General features: G+C 39.0%; 16 protein-coding genes. 10 read left to right on the top strand and 6 right to left on the bottom strand.

Annotated features, from left to right (window positions below; translation table 11 throughout):
- Positions 1 to 19 precede the first annotated feature (19 nt).
- The gene (panC, locus tag D017_RS04195) at positions 20 to 868 is read right to left on the bottom strand and encodes a pantoate--beta-alanine ligase (protein WP_035334820.1); all 849 of its coding nucleotides are present in this window, start codon (positions 866 to 868) and stop codon (positions 20 to 22) included.
- A 110-nt stretch (positions 869 to 978) separates the two neighbouring features.
- Between panC and D017_RS04190 the strand changes: the two genes are divergently transcribed.
- The 5 genes from D017_RS04190 to D017_RS04170 all read left to right on the top strand — a co-directional run bounded on the left by D017_RS04190 (position 979) and on the right by D017_RS04170 (position 7,550).
- Positions 979 to 1,791: a glycogen/starch synthase gene (locus D017_RS04190; protein ID WP_035334819.1), complete on the top strand. Its 813-nt coding sequence runs from the start codon at positions 979 to 981 to the stop codon at positions 1,789 to 1,791.
- Positions 1,792 to 1,798: 7 nt separating this feature from the next.
- On the top strand, positions 1,799 to 3,556 hold the full coding sequence (locus tag D017_RS04185; protein WP_081804629.1) for a DUF4270 domain-containing protein: 1,758 nt from the start codon (positions 1,799 to 1,801) through the stop codon (positions 3,554 to 3,556).
- A gap of 15 nt (positions 3,557 to 3,571) precedes the next feature.
- Positions 3,572 to 5,419 (top strand): glutamine--fructose-6-phosphate transaminase (isomerizing), encoded by a 1,848-nt coding sequence (glmS, locus tag D017_RS04180; RefSeq protein WP_035334817.1) that lies wholly within the window; start codon positions 3,572 to 3,574, stop codon positions 5,417 to 5,419.
- A gap of 295 nt (positions 5,420 to 5,714) precedes the next feature.
- Complete coding sequence (atpD, locus tag D017_RS04175) at positions 5,715 to 7,223, top strand: F0F1 ATP synthase subunit beta (protein WP_035334816.1); 1,509 nt, start codon at positions 5,715 to 5,717, stop codon at positions 7,221 to 7,223.
- A gap of 48 nt (positions 7,224 to 7,271) precedes the next feature.
- Positions 7,272 to 7,550, top strand: coding sequence for a F0F1 ATP synthase subunit epsilon (locus tag D017_RS04170; RefSeq protein WP_035334815.1), 279 nt, complete (start codon positions 7,272 to 7,274; stop codon positions 7,548 to 7,550).
- A gap of 86 nt (positions 7,551 to 7,636) precedes the next feature.
- On the opposite strand, the gene D017_RS04165 is transcribed toward D017_RS04170, so the two are convergent.
- The 4 genes from D017_RS04165 to D017_RS04150 form a co-directional block, all read right to left on the bottom strand.
- Entirely contained in the window at positions 7,637 to 7,840 is a 204-nt protein-coding gene (locus D017_RS04165) for a helix-turn-helix transcriptional regulator (RefSeq protein ID WP_035334814.1), read from the bottom strand.
- A gap of 3 nt (positions 7,841 to 7,843) precedes the next feature.
- Positions 7,844 to 8,320 carry a DUF2975 domain-containing protein gene (locus D017_RS04160; RefSeq protein ID WP_035334813.1) on the bottom strand — a complete coding sequence of 159 codons (477 nt, stop codon included), beginning with the start codon at positions 8,318 to 8,320 and terminating at the stop codon, positions 7,844 to 7,846.
- Between the two features lie 9 nt (positions 8,321 to 8,329).
- On the bottom strand, positions 8,330 to 8,803 hold the full coding sequence (locus D017_RS04155) for a DUF2975 domain-containing protein (RefSeq protein ID WP_035334811.1): 474 nt from the start codon (positions 8,801 to 8,803) through the stop codon (positions 8,330 to 8,332).
- Positions 8,804 to 8,955: 152 nt separating this feature from the next.
- Positions 8,956 to 10,728 (bottom strand): PDZ domain-containing protein, encoded by a 1,773-nt coding sequence (locus D017_RS04150; protein ID WP_035334810.1) that lies wholly within the window; start codon positions 10,726 to 10,728, stop codon positions 8,956 to 8,958.
- An 85-nt stretch (positions 10,729 to 10,813) separates the two neighbouring features.
- Between D017_RS04150 and D017_RS04145 the strand changes: the two genes are divergently transcribed.
- The 3 genes from D017_RS04145 (at position 10,814) to bioA (ending at position 14,019) form a co-directional block, all read left to right on the top strand.
- Positions 10,814 to 11,998 (top strand): aminotransferase class I/II-fold pyridoxal phosphate-dependent enzyme, encoded by a 1,185-nt coding sequence (locus tag D017_RS04145; RefSeq protein ID WP_035334809.1) that lies wholly within the window; start codon positions 10,814 to 10,816, stop codon positions 11,996 to 11,998.
- 54 nt (positions 11,999 to 12,052) lie between these two features.
- Positions 12,053 to 12,685, top strand: a complete 633-nt coding sequence (gene bioD, locus D017_RS04140; RefSeq protein WP_035334807.1) for a dethiobiotin synthase — start codon at positions 12,053 to 12,055, stop codon at positions 12,683 to 12,685.
- Positions 12,686 to 12,753: 68 nt separating this feature from the next.
- Positions 12,754 to 14,019, top strand: a complete 1,266-nt coding sequence (gene bioA / locus D017_RS04135) for an adenosylmethionine--8-amino-7-oxononanoate transaminase (RefSeq protein ID WP_035334806.1) — start codon at positions 12,754 to 12,756, stop codon at positions 14,017 to 14,019.
- On the opposite strand, the gene D017_RS04130 is transcribed toward bioA, so the two are convergent.
- Positions 14,016 to 14,459: a cytochrome c oxidase assembly factor Coa1 family protein gene (locus D017_RS04130; RefSeq protein WP_035334805.1), complete on the bottom strand. Its 444-nt coding sequence runs from the start codon at positions 14,457 to 14,459 to the stop codon at positions 14,016 to 14,018. The genes bioA and D017_RS04130 overlap by 4 nt on opposite strands.
- 133 nt (positions 14,460 to 14,592) lie before the next feature.
- On the opposite strand from D017_RS04130, the gene D017_RS04125 reads away from it, so the two are divergent.
- Together D017_RS04125 and bioB are read left to right on the top strand one after the other, a co-directional pair.
- The gene (locus tag D017_RS04125; RefSeq protein WP_035334804.1) at positions 14,593 to 15,747 is read left to right on the top strand and encodes a beta-ketoacyl synthase N-terminal-like domain-containing protein; all 1,155 of its coding nucleotides are present in this window, start codon (positions 14,593 to 14,595) and stop codon (positions 15,745 to 15,747) included.
- Positions 15,748 to 15,881: 134 nt separating this feature from the next.
- Complete coding sequence (bioB, locus tag D017_RS04120; RefSeq protein WP_035334803.1) at positions 15,882 to 16,976, top strand: biotin synthase BioB; 1,095 nt, start codon at positions 15,882 to 15,884, stop codon at positions 16,974 to 16,976.
- The last annotated feature ends 78 nt before the right edge of the window (positions 16,977 to 17,054 follow it).

The following is a 17,054-nucleotide window of genomic DNA, read 5'->3' as shown; positions in this document are numbered from 1 at the left end:
TACAAAGGTAATAATAAGTTTAATTTAGGGCTATATTATCTATGAGTCTAATCTCACCAGCATAAACGGCAAGAAAAGCTCGGTATTGTTGATTTTTACGCTTTCGCGAAAGCGTACTTAAATTTTTAATATTTGCAATCTCAAAGTATTCAAGGTCGAGGCCTTCTTTTTTCTCAAAAGCCGCTGAAACATACTTCCTCAATTGTAGCGCAGAGTGTGTGTCAAAATTATTCTTCACATACTGGAGTACCTCATAAATAAAAGGTGCAATAGCAAGTTGGTTCTCAGTAAGTCGTGCATTACGACTGCTCATGGCAAGGCCGTCTTCTTGTCTGTGAATAGGGCAGCCTATAATTTCTAGAGGTAGTTTTTCTTTTTCTACCAGCTTGCGTACAATAGCAAGTTGTTGATAATCTTTCTCTCCAAAATATGCTTTGTCCGGATTTATTTGTCTAAAAAGCAGGTTTAAAACAGTGCCTACACCATCAAAATGTCCTGGCCTGTGCTCTCCCTCCATAACCTTTTCTATGGCTCCAAAATTATAAGGGGTAGAGGAGACTTCATTACCGTAAACCTCTGTAGCTGTTGGTGCATAGACCACCACTTTATCTCCATAATGGGCTAGAAAGTCTAGATCTTTATCGAGAGTGCGAGGATACTTGTCTAAATCTGAGGCGTTATTGAATTGTGTAGGATTAACAAAAATGCTTACTACAATTAGGGCACAATCTTTGAGTGCATAATCAATAAGTGATGCATGTCCATGATGTAGGGCGCCCATTGTAGGGACAAAACCTACGGATTTGCCATTGCTTTTTGCTTGATGGACGATCTTAGAAATCTGTTTATGAGCTGTTATTGCTTGCAATTTATTAAAATTTTAACGGGATGCAAACTTACTAATATTAAGACTAAGTGCGTAAAAATTTGTACTTTTGCGTGTTTTTTGAATAGATTAACAACCTAATTTTTACATATATGAAAGATAAGAGGATATTGTACGTGTCATCTGAAGTGATTCCATACCTCCCAGAGACCGAGATTGCCTCTATGTCGTTTGAAGCCCCTCAAATGGTTAATTCCAAGGGTGGGCAAATACGCATTTTTATGCCACGTTATGGTAATATTAATGAGCGTAGACATCAACTACACGAAGTAATTAGATTATCTGGAATGAACTTGGTTATCAATGATTTTGATATGCCTCTTATAATTAAGGTCGCCTCAATACCGAAGGAGCGTATTCAAGTGTACTTTATAGATAACGAAGAGTATTTTAAGCGTAAAGCGACTTTTACAGATGAAGAGGGAAATCTTTTCCCTGATAATGATGAGCGCGCCATTTTCTTTGCAAAAGGAGTTGTGGAGACGGTAAAGAAATTAAACTGGGCTCCAGATATTATACATGTACAAGGGTGGCTAGCATCTCTATTGCCTCTATACTTAAAGCATTACTATGCGAGTGAGCCTTTATTTGCGCAAAGTAAAATTGTAACTTCTATTTACAACCAAGGTTTTGAAGGAGCTTTAAATGAAGAGCTTCTTAATAAAGTAGCTTTTGATGGTATTGATCCAGAGTCTATACAAGAGTTAGAAAATCCTACTTACGAAAACCTTATGAAAGTTACTATCAAGAATAGTGATGCTGCAATAGTAGGTTCTCAAGAATTAAATGAGGACTTGATGAAAATTCTTAATACGACCAAAATTCCTGTTTTGCCGTATAAGAAGAAAGAGGAGTTCCCTCAGGCTTACGAAGATTTTTACACTACTCAAGTTTTAGAAGAATAGACTAATTATGAGATTGAATAAAATGCTTAAGCAAGCAGCCATGGTTATGGGGCTTGCGCTGTTGATTATTTCCTGTGAGGACGATTTTGGTTCTATTGGAACAAGTATTGTAGGAGAGGTTAATTTTGATACAGAGCTTGCTCAAGATTTAAAAATTGCAGCTTACAGTCGTAATTATGCTGATGCTTCAGGTTTTAATGGGGTGCAAACTAGTGGTACATCAGTGGGAGTTATTGGTTTTTATAAAGACCCTACTTATGGATCGACAACGAGTTCATTACTAACACAGGTTTCTCTGTCTAGTAATGATCCAGATTTTGGTGATGATACTGAAATTGATTCTGTTGTTTTCTCACTTCCATATTATTCTACATTAGAAGAAACCGATACAGATGGAAATTCTACGTATTCATTAGACTCTATTTTTGGGAACACTCCAGGTCAAATGAAATTGTCTGTTTACAGATCAAATTTCTTTTTAAATAGTTTAGATCCAGCCGAAGATTTCGAAAGCTCAGCAATTTATTATTCTAATGAGGTTTCTGAATTTCAAGGAGTAGAAGGAGATTTGCTATTTGAAGTGCGTGATTCGCTGCCTAATGGAACGCAAGCAGAAGGTTTTGTTCTAGATGATAGCGAAATCGTATTAACTACGCCAAATCTTGACGATGCTGGTGATCCAGATGGAACTAATGAGATAGATAGATTGAGTCCAAGAATTAGACTTTCATACACAAGTGGAAATGCTGACGATGCGGCTGTCTTAGATTATTGGAAACAAGCAATCATAGACCAAGAAGGTCAAGGTACTTTGTTAAATCAAAATACGGTTAACGATTATTTTAGAGGTTTATATTTAAAAGCAGAAGCTATTGATGATAAGGGAAGTGCTATCCTATTTGATGTGGCAAACTTAAATGTAACTATATATTATTCTTTTACTAATGAGGACTCTACTATAGATGATTCTGGAGAAGTAGTATCAACCGGAACGGGAAATATATCCTTAAGATCTTCTGGTGTACGTGCAATCGCATATGAAAATGATTTTAGTCAGAGCCCTATAGGGTCTACGAGTTTTAATGAGTCTCAAAACATTGTTGACGGTGAAGAAAATTTATATGTAAAAGGTGGGGATGGTAGTATTGCCTTAATTGATTTATTTGGTGCAGATGAGGACGATAACGGTGTTGCAGATCAGTTAGAGGCTTTAAGAGCGTGTAATATTATTGTAAATGAAGCCAATTTGCAATTTTACGTTCAGCAAGATGAATTAAATGCTGGAAGTAGTGGCGAGCTAGAGCCTGAGCGATTATTTATTTATGACTATGATAATAATGCTACGTTGCTAGATGCTCTTATAGATAACTCAACAGGAGAGGGTGGAGCTGTAAATACTAGAACAAACCACTTAGGTAGGCTTTCTAGAGAGGTTGATGGTGATCTTTCAAGTAACGGTGTTAGTTATAGAATACGACTTACACAACACATCAACAATATTATTAAGAATGACTCCACAAATGTAAGATTAGCTTTATCTGTCTCACAAAATGTAACAATTGATAACACTGCGCTTATCGGTGGTACGGGAGGTGTCCAAGATGGACAGCGAGTTCCATTCTCTGGAGTGATTTCACCGGAGGGGACTATATTACATGGAAGTGCAAGTTCTGATGAAGAAAAGAAATTAAAATTGAGATTGTATTACACAATAACAGAAGAAATTGATCCTACTAGCCCTTGTGGTATAGCATTAGGACTTTAAAAAATAAAATCACATATGTGCGGAATTGTAGGTTACATAGGTCATAGAGAAGCTTATCCTGTAGTTGTTCAAGGTTTAGAAAGGCTTGAGTACAGGGGTTATGATAGTGCAGGTATAGCATTATATGACGGAACGGATGTGAAGTTTTCTAAAACAAAAGGGAAAGTTGCAGACTTACGAGCTAAGCTCGAAGCAGATATTACTACAACTGGTGGTATAGGAATAGGTCATACAAGATGGGCCACTCACGGAGTGCCTAACGATGTTAACTCCCACCCTCACTTTTCAAATTCTGGAGATTTAGTAATAATCCATAATGGTATTATTGAAAATTACGACCCACTACGTCAAGAGCTTATTAAGCGTGGCTATACTTTTGAGTCTGATACTGATACAGAAGTTCTTGTTAACTTAATAGAGGATGTCAAGAAAAACGAAGGTGTAAAGCTTGGTAAGGCTGTGCAAATAGCACTTAATCAAACTATAGGTGCCTATGCAATTGCAGTTTTTGATAAGACGAAGCCAGACGAGATTGTTGTGGCAAGATTAGGAAGTCCGCTTGCGATTGGTGTGGGAGAAGATGAGTTTTTTATTGCATCAGATGCGACTCCTTTTATCGAGTATACAAAGAAAACCATCTATCTTAAAGATGGTGAGATGGCGGTAATACGCAATCATAAAAAATTAAAAGTACGTAAGATTAAAGATGATTCTTTAGTTGATCCGTATATAGAGGAGCTTCAGCTTAATCTTGAGCAAATAGAAAAAGGTGGTTATGATCACTTTATGCTTAAGGAAATTTATGAGCAGCCTCAAGCTATTAAAGATACCTTCCGTGGGCGTATGCTTGTAAAAGAAGGTATAATTAAAATGGCAGGTATTGATGATAATATCGAGAAGTTTAAAAACGCTCGTCGTATTATCATTATTGCCTGTGGTACTTCTTGGCACGCAGGTCTTGTGGCGGAGTATATTTTTGAAGAATTTGCTCGCGTTCCTGTAGAGGTTGAGTATGCTTCAGAGTTTAGATATCGTAACCCGGTTGTCTTTAAAGATGATGTGGTAATTGCTATCTCACAAAGTGGTGAAACAGCAGATACAATGGCGGCTATTAAACTTGCCAAAAAACAAGGAGCATTTGTATTTGGAATTTGTAACGTAGTAGGTTCATCTATATCTAGAATTACAGATGCTGGGGCCTATACACACGCAGGTCCAGAAATTGGGGTTGCATCTACAAAGGCATTTACAACACAGATTACCATACTTACGCTTATCGCACTTAGGCTAGCGCAAGCTACAGGTAAGATGGCAGAGTCAGAGTTTAGAAGTTACCTTCAAGAACTAGAGAGAATACCTGGGAAGGTAGAGAAAGCTCTTAAGTGTAATGATCAAGCAGAGCTCGTAGCAGCACAATATAAAGATGCGCCTAATGCACTTTACCTAGGTCGTGGATACAACTTCCCAGTAGCGCTAGAAGGAGCATTAAAGCTCAAGGAAATCTCATACATACACGCAGAGGGATACCCAGCTGCAGAGATGAAGCACGGGCCTATCGCTCTTATTGATGAGATGATGCCAGTTTTTGTAATCGCTATGAGAAAAGGCCATTATGAGAAAGTGGTTAGTAATATTGAAGAGATTAAAGCACGTAGTGGTAAAATAATAGGTATTGTTACAGAAGGTGATACAGAGGTAAAACGCCTTGCAGATCACATTATCGAAATACCAGAAACACTTGAGCCACTCACACCTATACTTGCAACCATACCGCTGCAATTACTGTCTTATCACATCGCTTTGATGCTTGATAAAAACGTAGACCAGCCACGTAACCTTGCAAAGTCAGTTACGGTAGAGTAGGTAGTAAATAATTAGAATTTTTTAGAAGGATATTTTAAACTCAAGTTTAAAATATCCTTTTTTTATACACTACATTTTGGCTGAGCGAAATAGTTTTTGTCATAGAAATTATCACAGGTAATAACCGTAACCCCTAGTTTTTAGTGCGCTTTCGCGAAAGCGTAATCATCACTAAAAAAAGCACTTCAAAAACTTACACTTTACACTTTTGCATAAAAAATTAAACAGTATCTTTGCACGACGAAAAACGACAAGTTTTTCGCTATTATTTTGCTAAACATTAATATAGAGACTAATGTCACAAGTTACAGGTAAAGTTGCACAAATTATAGGCCCAGTAGTAGATGTCGCTTTTGAGAGCGGAACTGAGTTACCTAAAATTTACGATTCACTAGAAGTTACAAACTCAAACGGAACAAAATTAGTTCTTGAAGTACAGTCACACATTGGAGAGAATACAGTACGTACAATCTCAATGGACTCTACAGACGGATTAAGCCGTGGGGTGGATGCTGTTGCAACAGGATCTGCTATACAAATGCCTATTGGGGCAGATATTTATGGTCGTCTATTTAATGTAATAGGTGATGCTATTGATGGTATGGATGATCTTCCTAAAACTGGAGATGCAGGTTTACCTATACACCGTAGCGCACCAAAATTTGAAGACCTATCAACATCTACAGAAGTACTTTTTACAGGTATTAAAGTAATTGACCTTATTGAGCCTTATGCAAAAGGAGGTAAGATTGGATTATTTGGAGGAGCAGGAGTAGGTAAAACAGTACTTATTCAGGAGTTGATTAACAATATTGCAAAAGGTCACGGTGGTCTTTCTGTATTTGCAGGAGTAGGAGAACGTACACGTGAAGGAAATGACCTTTTAAGAGAGATGCTTGAGTCTGGTATTATCAAATACGGAGATGACTTTATGCACTCTATGGAAGAAGGTGGATGGGATCTTTCTAAAGTAGATAAAACTGCGATGAGAGACTCAAAAGCAACTTTCGTATTCGGACAAATGAACGAACCACCAGGAGCACGTGCACGTGTTGCACTTTCTGGACTTACTATAGCTGAGTACTTCCGTGATGGAGCAGGAGAAGGACAAGGAAAAGATGTACTTTTCTTCGTAGATAACATCTTCCGTTTTACTCAAGCAGGATCAGAAGTATCTGCACTTCTTGGACGTATGCCATCTGCCGTAGGTTACCAGCCTACACTAGCAACAGAGATGGGTGCGATGCAAGAGCGTATTACTTCTACAAAGAGAGGATCTATTACATCTGTACAAGCGGTTTACGTACCTGCAGATGACCTTACCGATCCAGCACCAGCAACAACCTTTGCTCACCTTGATGCAACTACAGTACTTTCACGTAAGATTGCAGAGCTTGGTATTTACCCAGCGGTAGATCCACTAGACTCTACATCACGTATCCTTACTGCAGATATCTTAGGTAATGAGCACTATGAGTGTGCACAAAACGTAAAAGAGCTTTTACAGCGTTATAAAGAACTTCAAGATATTATTGCCATCTTAGGTATGGAAGAATTATCTGAAGAAGATAAAATGGCAGTAGGACGTGCACGTCGTGTACAACGTTTCCTTTCTCAGCCATTCCACGTAGCAGAGCAGTTTACAGGTATCCCAGGAGTACTGGTAGATATTAAAGAAACTATCAAAGGATTTAATATGATTATGGACGGAGAGTTAGATCACCTTCCAGAAGCAGCATTTAACCTTAAAGGAACTATCGAAGAGGCAATCGAAGCAGGAGAAAAAATGCTTCAAGAGGCTTAAGAGATTTTTAATTACGCTTTCGCGAAAGCGTACTATAAATTATAAACTATGCATTTAGAAATTGTAACTCCAGAGGCATCTCTAGTAAGCGGTGAAGTATCATCGGTTACCGTACCAGGTGTTAATGGTGAATACCAAATGTTAGATAATCACGCAGCAACTGTTTCTTTACTAGTAGCAGGTACTGTAAAATTTGAAGGAAATCCTACTATAGCCGATGGCCAAGAGGGTAAATTTACCAAAACACCAGACGGTAAGTGGTCACTTGTAATTACTAGTGGTACTGTAGAGATGAACAACAATAAAGTGATTGTGCTAGCAGATTAAAGCGCATTAACATACATTATTAAAAGCCCAAATTCTTATGAGAATTTGGGCTTTTTTATTGTTTTGGAAATAGCTATAAGAGCTTTTTATGTGGAATACTCTAGTATATCGCCAGGTTGACAATCTAAGGCCTTACAGATAGCCTCAAGCGTAGAGAAGCGCACTGCCTTTGCCTTACCAGATTTGAGTATAGAAAGGTTTGCTGTGGTGATGCCTATGATTTCTGCGAGTTCTTTGCTCTTCATCTCACGATCTGCAAGCACCTTGTCTAAATTTATCGTTATAGGCATAGGTTATATGGTTAAATCGTTTTCAGATTTGAGGACGTGTGCATCCTTTAATACCGTAGTGATTGTTATGATGGCTAGCCCCAATATGATCGTGTAGCTATTCTCAAAGGCATTAATGACCATTTGAGGCGCTTCGTTAGTTTCAGTTTGGTTAAAATAGCTCATTAGATATAATCTCCAGCAAAGCGAAATAATACCGTATGCGATAAAGGCTACAGCTCCAAAATTGAGCACCTTTATACTTCTCAAATTAAAGTATCCATATTGTATCATAAACCACAGTCCCTTAGCGACAAGTAAGTGAGCTGCACATAGCACAATGATAGTTGCTACATAAGTTATGATGAGTAAATGACCTTCACCATCTGCATTGAGAAGATCATCTAAGGAGTTATAAAAAGTGATATTGAAGATGACCTTAGCAAGATTTAAAATAAGTAAACCTACAATTACACCCAGAAGTAATTTTATGTTTTTCATAATAGAAAATTATATTGTTAAATCATTTTCAGACTTGAGTTGGTAGCCCGTTCGAGCCATATCTGCTATGATAAGTACTATGAAGCCAAGTAGTCCTACTAGCAATCCTATTAAAATATTGTTTAGTAGTACTCCTCTCAGGTTACCAGCAAAGAACCGTATACTGTCAAGAATGGCAGAAATAGTTCCAACAATTAAAAAGATATAACCTGCATATTTCATATGCTTTTTAGAAATAGTTGTAAAAAAACCCTTCTTCAAAATTTCATAAATACACTTAAGGCAAATGATGAGGCCGGCACAAATGGATATAATCAATAACTTATCTATGAAGTAATCAAATTCACCAAAGATCATTTCACTTTTTCTAGCATCTACTATTAATTGATAATTATCTAATAGAATAATACTCTGTATAATTCCTATGGTGTAACCAAAAAGTAGTAGTGCAATTATGCCAAATAATATTTTAAGTTTATTCATCAGATTTATTTAAATAGTTTTCATTTTATTATCGTTTTACAATAACAAATATATAAAAATTATTGAAAAACAATAATTTTATTTAAAAATCACACATAAAAAATCCCCAGCACTATTTTTAGTACTGGGGATATAACCCTGAAAGATGGGCTTTACTTTTCTTGTAGCCAGTATTTTTTGAGCTTACGGGCTTTTTTACCTGCATTTTTATCTGTGGCGATGGTGTAGGTAGGATCTGCGCTTACTGTTAGATTTGTGGTTGCCTCGCTACCAAAACGTTTATAAGTCACTGCAATCGTTTGGCCTACAGTGAGCTTTTTAACTAGCTCATTGTAGGCATCTACAGTCGTTATCGCTTCTCCATCTACTGCAGTTATAAGATCTCCTTTATTAAGCTTTGCAGCATAAGCAGGCGAGCCTTTTGAAGTTGGGCTAGCAATACGTAATCCGCTTTCAGAGGCGTTTACACGTAGTCCTAGATAAGGCTTGTTTTTGTCTTGTGTTATTGTAAGTCCCGCATTTGATAGTAGGTTTTGATAATCTGGCATCTGACTATCATAAATGTATTGAGAGAAGAACGCTTTCGCGAAAGCGTCACCCGCATACCCAGCTAACACATTTTCAAGATCTCGAATACTGTATGAGACCTCCTTTTTTCCAAACTGATTCCACACCGCTTTAAAATAGTCATCTAGATTAAGCCCTTGCTGGCGCAGTGAGAGGTCAAGCGCAAGACCCAGCACACTTCCATAAGAGTAGTATGAGATAAAGGTATTGTTTCTATTTACAGGATCTACAGAGGTCGCGGCATCTACAAAAGGTGCCTGGTAACTCATCTCAATCGGGTTAAAATAATCGCGGGCAGGTGAGTTCCATACATAGTTGAACGTTCGGTTGAGTCCTTTTACATAATCTTCACTGGTGATAACGCCTGCGCGAGCAAGAATTAAGTTAGTGTAGTAACTTGTAAAACCTTCGGCAAACCATAGAGAGCCACTCATATTTGCTGCGGTAAAGTCAAAGGGCTCGAGATCTGCTGGGCGTATGCGCTCGACATTCCACGAGTGAAAAAATTCGTGAGAAACCGTTCCTATATTGCCTTCCATACCACCAGCTGCTAGTGATTCTCTATCGGTAAGTATCGTACTGTTGCGGTGTTCCATTCCATCACCAGATACGTGAGGAGCATAACAGGCAAGGAAGGTGTACTCGCCAAAATCATAGGCAGGCAACTCTCCAAACACTTCTTTTTGTGCAAGTACAATGGCTTTTACCTTTTTCCAGTAGGCGTCAAAATCTTCTGCACTGTCATCACTATGCAATGCAAAGCGTATGTTTTTACCGTCTACCATAAACTCTCGCAACTGGTAATCACTTACCTCTGTAGGGCTGTCAAAAAAGTATTGTAAATCTGGTGCTGTAAATGTTGTTTGTGAGACTTTTTTGAGTTGGCTAGCAACTTTCCAGTTTAAGTCTTTCCTTACATTAAAGTCTATCTTGATAGGGCGATCCTCTTCTCCCTCCATAAACATAAATGTAGCAGGCATATTGAGGTGTGCGTGTGACTCATCTATTTGTGAGTACGTACCATCTGCCCTATTTGCAAAGAGTGTGTAGGATACGTTTATTTCTCCATCGTGATTTTTAATCTCCCAAGAGTATGGATCTGGTCTGGTTGCCTCTAGTATTTCTCCTTTACTATTTGTTGCCTTAAAGTCAAATACATTTTTTGCAAACTCGTGTATGGCGTAACGTCCCGGTGATGATCTACTCATACGTACGGTAACGATCTTCTGTTTAAGTTCTGGGAAGGTGATAGCAATGCTAGCCTCGTGATGTACGGCATTCTCAAAGGAGATGCTATACTCATTAGTTTGAGCGATACAAAAGGAGCTTAAGAGCAATGCAATAAGAAGTAATCTCATAAAGGAAAGTTTAGATTTTAAAAGTAAGAAACTAACGGCACTTCTATCCCTACAAAATGTCACATTGGTGAAGTATCTTTACCATATGTTACCAAAAAAATTACAGAAAAAACTAGATGCTCGAAAAGCTACGCAAGCACTACGAGTGCTCACGCCTCCAGCAAATCTCGTTGACTTCTCGTCAAACGATTATTTAGGGTTTTCTAGTAATAGTAGCATCGCCCAGAAAATTACAGCACGCGCTCAGGCTATATTGCAAGAAGAGCAGCTTAGTGCAAATGGAGCCACAGGGAGCAGATTGCTGTCTGGTAATCACAAGCTATATGCTCGCACGGAGGAGATGCTAGCAGATTTTCATAAAGCTGAGAGCGCACTTGTTTTTAATAGCGGGTATGATGCAAACGTGGGCTTCTTTCAGAGTGTGCCACAGCGCGGAGATCTTATACTCTACGATGAGTATATACACGCTAGTATACGAGATGGTATACAGATGAGCCCAGCTAGAGGCTATAAGTTTAAGCATAACGATATCGCCAGTATAAAAAAGCTGGTCTCTAGGTTGCGAGAGATGCATCACCTAGATGATCAAGAAGGTGCCATCGAACTATACCTTGTGACCGAGTCTGTTTTTTCTATGGATGGTGATACGCCAGACCTTCTTGCTATTGCAGACATCTGTATGAAAAATGGCATACACCTCATTATAGATGAAGCACACGCAACCGCTGTGCTGGGGCCTCAAGGCGCCGGACTCGTACAAGAACTCCATCTAGAAGATAAAGTTTTTGCACGCATTATAACCTTTGGTAAAGGGATGGGTGCGCACGGAGCCGCGATTTTAGGTAGTGAGGCTTTGAGGAGCTATCTGGTAAATTTTGCACGGTCTTTTATTTATACTACTGGGCTGCCTCCACATTCACTTGCGATTATATTAAGTGCTTATGAGCAATTGTTAGAACCTACAAATGAGGATGCGCCAGAGGTTGTGAACTTGCGCAAGCTTATAAATCATTTTAAGGCCGAAGTACAAAGACTAGCTCTAGGTAAGCTCTTTATAGATAGTGACTCTGCCATACATTGTGGTGTGATACGTGGTAATGATGCGGTAAAGACGCTTTCGCGAAAGCTAAAAGAAAACAACTTTAACGTCAAGCCTATTTTATCGCCCACAGTGCCTCAAGGTCAAGAGCGCCTGCGTATTTGTTTGCACGCATATAACAGTAAAGATGAAGTTACTGAACTTCTAGAATTAATAAAAAGCCAATTATAGTATTAAACAAGTTCGGTCATTAAAGAGCTTTGTTGAATTACAAAAGAATATAGGATGAAAGATAAACAAGCTACATATTTCATTACAGGGATTTCTACAGATGTGGGGAAGACAGTTGCTGCAGCCATTGTTACAGAGGCCTTACAGGCAGATTACTGGAAGCCAGTACAGGCAGGAGATCTTGATAATAGTGATACTCACAAAGTCAAGCGATTAGTTAAAAATGAAATATCGCAATATCACGATAACAGTTTTGCTTTACAGACACCTATGAGTCCACACGCGGCTGCTGCTATAGATAATGTAGCCGTTACCGTAGATAAAATCAAAAGACCAGAAACTACAAATTCACTTGTAATTGAGGGTGCAGGCGGCTTACTAGTCCCTATAAATGAAACCGAAACCATTGCAGATGTAATAAGGCCAACAGATAAAGTGATTGTAGTATCGCGTCATTACCTAGGGAGTATTAATCACACACTGATGACTATTGAATTACTCAAGGCACGTAATCTTGAGATAGGTGGTATTATATTTTCTGGAGATGAGCATCCTACCACAGAGGCTATTATTAAAAAAATGAGTGGCGCAAGCGTAATAGGTCGTATTGATGAAGAGCCTTACTTTGATGAAAATGTTATTGCAGAGTATGCAGAGCGCTTTCGCGAAAGCGTAATAAGTCTCTAGACTATTTTTAAACCCATTCTAACTAAGAAGGCAATTACCTTAACTAACTTTGCACTAAACTTATAATTGTGACTATACTAGAAAAAGACAGCAAGCACCTCTGGCACCCACTCACGCAACATCAAACGGCTCGAAATCCTATTGTAATTACACGCGCAAAAGGAGCCGTGATGTATGATGATGCTGGTAATGAGTATATAGATGGTATTGCATCTTGGTATACCGCAATGTATGGTCACGGTAATGAGTACATCACTAGCGCGATGCATAAACAAATGCAGCAGTTGGATTTTGTAATGTTCAGCGGGTTTACGCATCCTCCAGCAGTTACCCTTGCCGAAAAGTTGGTAGAAATTTTACCAGGAAACCAAGAGAAGGTGTTTTTTAATGATAACGGCTCTACAGCAGTAGAGGCAGCTATCAAAATGTCGCTACAGTATTATCACAACAAAGGAGATAAGAGAGACACGCTTATCGCTTTTGAAGACGGTTTTCACGGCGATACCTTTGGGGCGATGAGCGCTTCGGGTTTGAGTTCGTATAACGGTCCTTTTGAAGATTTTTTACTTAAAGTAAAACGTATCCCAACTCCGCAAGAAGATAATCTGGACGAAGTAATGGCTATGCTAGAGCGGATACTTGCATCAAATAAATGTGCGGCTTTTATTTTTGAGCCCTTAGTGCAAGGTGCTGCTGGGATGAAGTTCCACTCGGTTGCGGGTCTTGATGCGCTTGTAAAAAAATGCCGTGAGGCAAATGTACTCACCATTGCAGATGAGATTATGACCGGTTTTGGAAAGACTGGAACCGTCTTTGCCTGTGACCAGTTAGATAATAAGCCAGAGATAATGTGTCTCAGTAAGGCACTTACTGCGGGAATGTTTCCGCTTAGTATCACAAGTTGTACTCAAGAAATCTTTGAAGGCTTTTTAAGTGAGGAAGTACATAAAGGATTTTTTCACGCACATACCTTTAGTGCGCATCCCGTAGGTTGCGCTGCCGCTATTGCAGGAATTGAAGTGCTGCAAACCGAAGAAATCACAAAAAGTAGAGAGCGTATTAACGCTGCTCATACGGCATTTGCACAAACGGTAAAAGCACATCATAAAGTAAATAATGTTCGAGTAAAGGGTGTTGTAATTGCCATAGATCTTACTATAGAGATGGCACGCTATGGCAACCTGCGTGACGAGCTCTACCAGTTTTTTATGCAACGAGGCGTAGCACTTAGGCCGCTAGGTAATACCATTTATGTGCTACCGCCTTATGTAATTACAGATAAAGAGCTGGCCAAAGTGTATAGCGCAATACAAGAAGCGCTAGATCATTTCTAGTTGTCTTCTAGCAGTAGTGGCGCTAGGTCAATCACTTGGTCACTGTCATCTATAGTGACATTATAAACCTCATACACTTTCTCATCATCCTCACCACTAGTGATGATATGTATGACGCCAGTTCCGTTAGGGCCTTTTATGGGAGTTGTCGCATTAGTTCTTTTTTCTCCATTGTTAAAAGAGATATTAAAACTCCCAAAACCGTCACTTTCTATAGGTTCCCCTAGTACAGCAATCACTTCTTGGTTAGATTGTACTTGAGCTAGCGCCTCATCACTTCCAGAAGCTGTTTTGATTTTATTTGCAAAAGCAAATACGCCACCTACTATTAATATGACTCCTATTACGACTATAGAGAGGCATCCTCCTACGGGTACAGCCCATTTCCAGTTGCGTTTCCACCAGCTAGGCTTCTCTATAAGTTCATTTTGATTATCCATTATGATTGATTTTTAGATAGGTAACAGTTATGAGGTAAAAGTTACACTTCTTTTTAAGAAAACTCAAAAATAGATGGGGTACGCTTTCGCGAAATTGTACTTTTGTAAATCCAATTTTAAACAAACTTATACTTTGAAAACTCCTATAGCTATAACCGGTCTAGGTTCTATCTCTCCATTAGGTTCAAATGCTGAAGAGCAGTGGAACGCATACCAAGAAACAACTACAAAAATTGCTTGGGAAGAAGAGCTAGAAGCATTTACTGCAAGGTTAACACCAGAGGGCCAAAAAGCTATTCAGGCTATACGTCGAGAAGATAAAAACTATTTAAGAATTGATCCATCTGTACTATATGCTCTTTATGCAGGTAGAATTGCTGTAGCGCAAGCAGGGTGGAAAGATGGAGATTTTGGTATAAACGTAGGTTCTTCAAGAGGTGCAACACAACTTTTTGAAAAGTTTTTTGAAACATATAAAGAACGAAACATCGTTCCTACACAGGCATCACCATCTACTACGCTAGGTAATATTTCATCTTGGCTAGCAAATGATTTAAAATCTACTGGACCAGACATATCGCACTCTATAACGTGCAGTACTGCTTTGCACGCTTTATTAAATGGCGTGGCGTGGTTACAATCTGGAATGGCAAAAAAATTCTTAGTAGGAGGTTCTGAGGCGGCACTTACACCGTTTACCATTGCACAAATAAGAGCAATGAAACTCACACCTACAGAAGAGGGTACGAGTGCATATCCTAATATGGCGCTTAACCTCTTTAAAAAGAAAAACACAATGGTGTTAGGAGAAGCTGCAGCAGTAGCTTGTCTCGAGTTAGGAAAAAAGAAAAATGCACTTGCATATGTAACTGCAGTAGGGTATGCTACAGAGATGCTAGACCACGCGGTGTCTATATCTGACGAGGGTCTTTGCTTCCAGAAATCTATGAAAATGGCACTGGGCAAAACAGATCTTTCTGAGATAGATGCTATTGTTATGCACGCACCAGGTACACTTAAAGGCGATACCTCTGAAATGGGCGCTGTAAAAGCCGTTTTTGGTGAAGAGTTACCTATGCTTACTACAAACAAGTGGAAAATAGGCCACACCTTTGGCGCAAGTGGTTTGTTAAGTTTAGAGCTCGCTATAAATATGTTGCAAGAGCAACGTTTTATAGGTGTTCCATACCTCAAGGATAAAACAAAAGATCAAGCTCTTAACAAGATTCTTGTAAACGCTGTAGGTTTTGGAGGTAATGCCGTGAGTATTATCGTAGAGAAAGCTTAGGGTAGTATTACGCTTTCGCGAAAGCGTACCAAAAGAACTTTTAACACATAAAATTATACCAGTACTGGCTACATTTTTTTAAAAACTTAGTAATAGCCATTTACTTGCTTAAGACTATTTCATATTTTTACGTTATGACAGAAATAAGACACAACTGGACCAAAGAGGAAATACTCGCTATTTATAATAAACCTATGATGACGCTTTTATATGAAGCGGCAACTACCCATCGCGAGCATCACGATCCAAATACGGTACAAGTTTCTACCCTTTTATCTATAAAAACTGGTGGATGTCCAGAAGACTGTGGGTACTGCCCGCAAGCGGCAAGATACCATACAGATATAGAAGGTAATGACCTTATGTCTGTACAACAAGTAAAAGCACAGGCTTTACGTGCAAAGGCGTCTGGAAGTTCACGCGTATGTATGGGAGCAGCCTGGCGTAATGTAAAAGACGGACCAGAATTTGATAACGTACTAGAGATGGTACGTACCATAAACAAGCTAGATATGGAAGTGTGCTGTACCTTAGGTATGGTGACAGAAAATCAAGCAGAGCGTCTAGCTGAGGCTGGATTATATGCATACAATCACAACCTTGACACCTCAGAAGATTATTATAAAGATGTCATTTCTACGAGAGCTTTTGAAGATCGTCTAGATACGATTTCTAACGTGCGTAAAACTAATGTGACCGTATGTTCTGGAGGAATCATAGGTATGGGAGAAGCTGTAGAAGATAGAGCAGGAATGCTTGCAGCACTTGCAAAGCTTGACCCACAGCCAGAGTCTACACCTATTAATGCACTTGTGGCAGTACCAGGTACACCTATGGAAGATATAGACCCTATATCTATCTGGGAGATGATACGTATGGTTGCAACTACAAGAATAGTATTACCACAAACGCAGGTGAGACTATCTGCAGGAAGAACAGAGATGAGTAGAGAAGGACAGGCTATGTGCTTCTTTGCAGGAGCAAACTCCATCTTTGCTGGTGATAAACTACTTACTACACCTAATCCAGATGTAAATGAGGATATGAAAATGTTTGATCTATTAGGTCTTACTCCTCAAAAGCCTTTTGTTAAAAAAGCACAGCCAGAATCTGTAGAAGCAGTAGATTCTAAATTTGAATCACTTGGAGAAAAACCAAAATGGTCACGCCCAGGACACAAAATAGAGCGCAACGAAGAGGCAAAACTTGCCGGAAAAGCGCTTAAGTAGGCAGAACCATATTTGAAGTAATATCGTAGATATACGCGAGAGTATATCACAAAACACTAACTCCCTTCTGGGAGTTAG

Origin of the sequence: Dokdonia sp. PRO95, assembly GCF_000355805.1 — a bacterium.
GTDB lineage: Bacteria > Bacteroidota > Bacteroidia > Flavobacteriales > Flavobacteriaceae > Dokdonia.
This window is presented reverse-complemented; position numbering and strand designations above follow the sequence as displayed.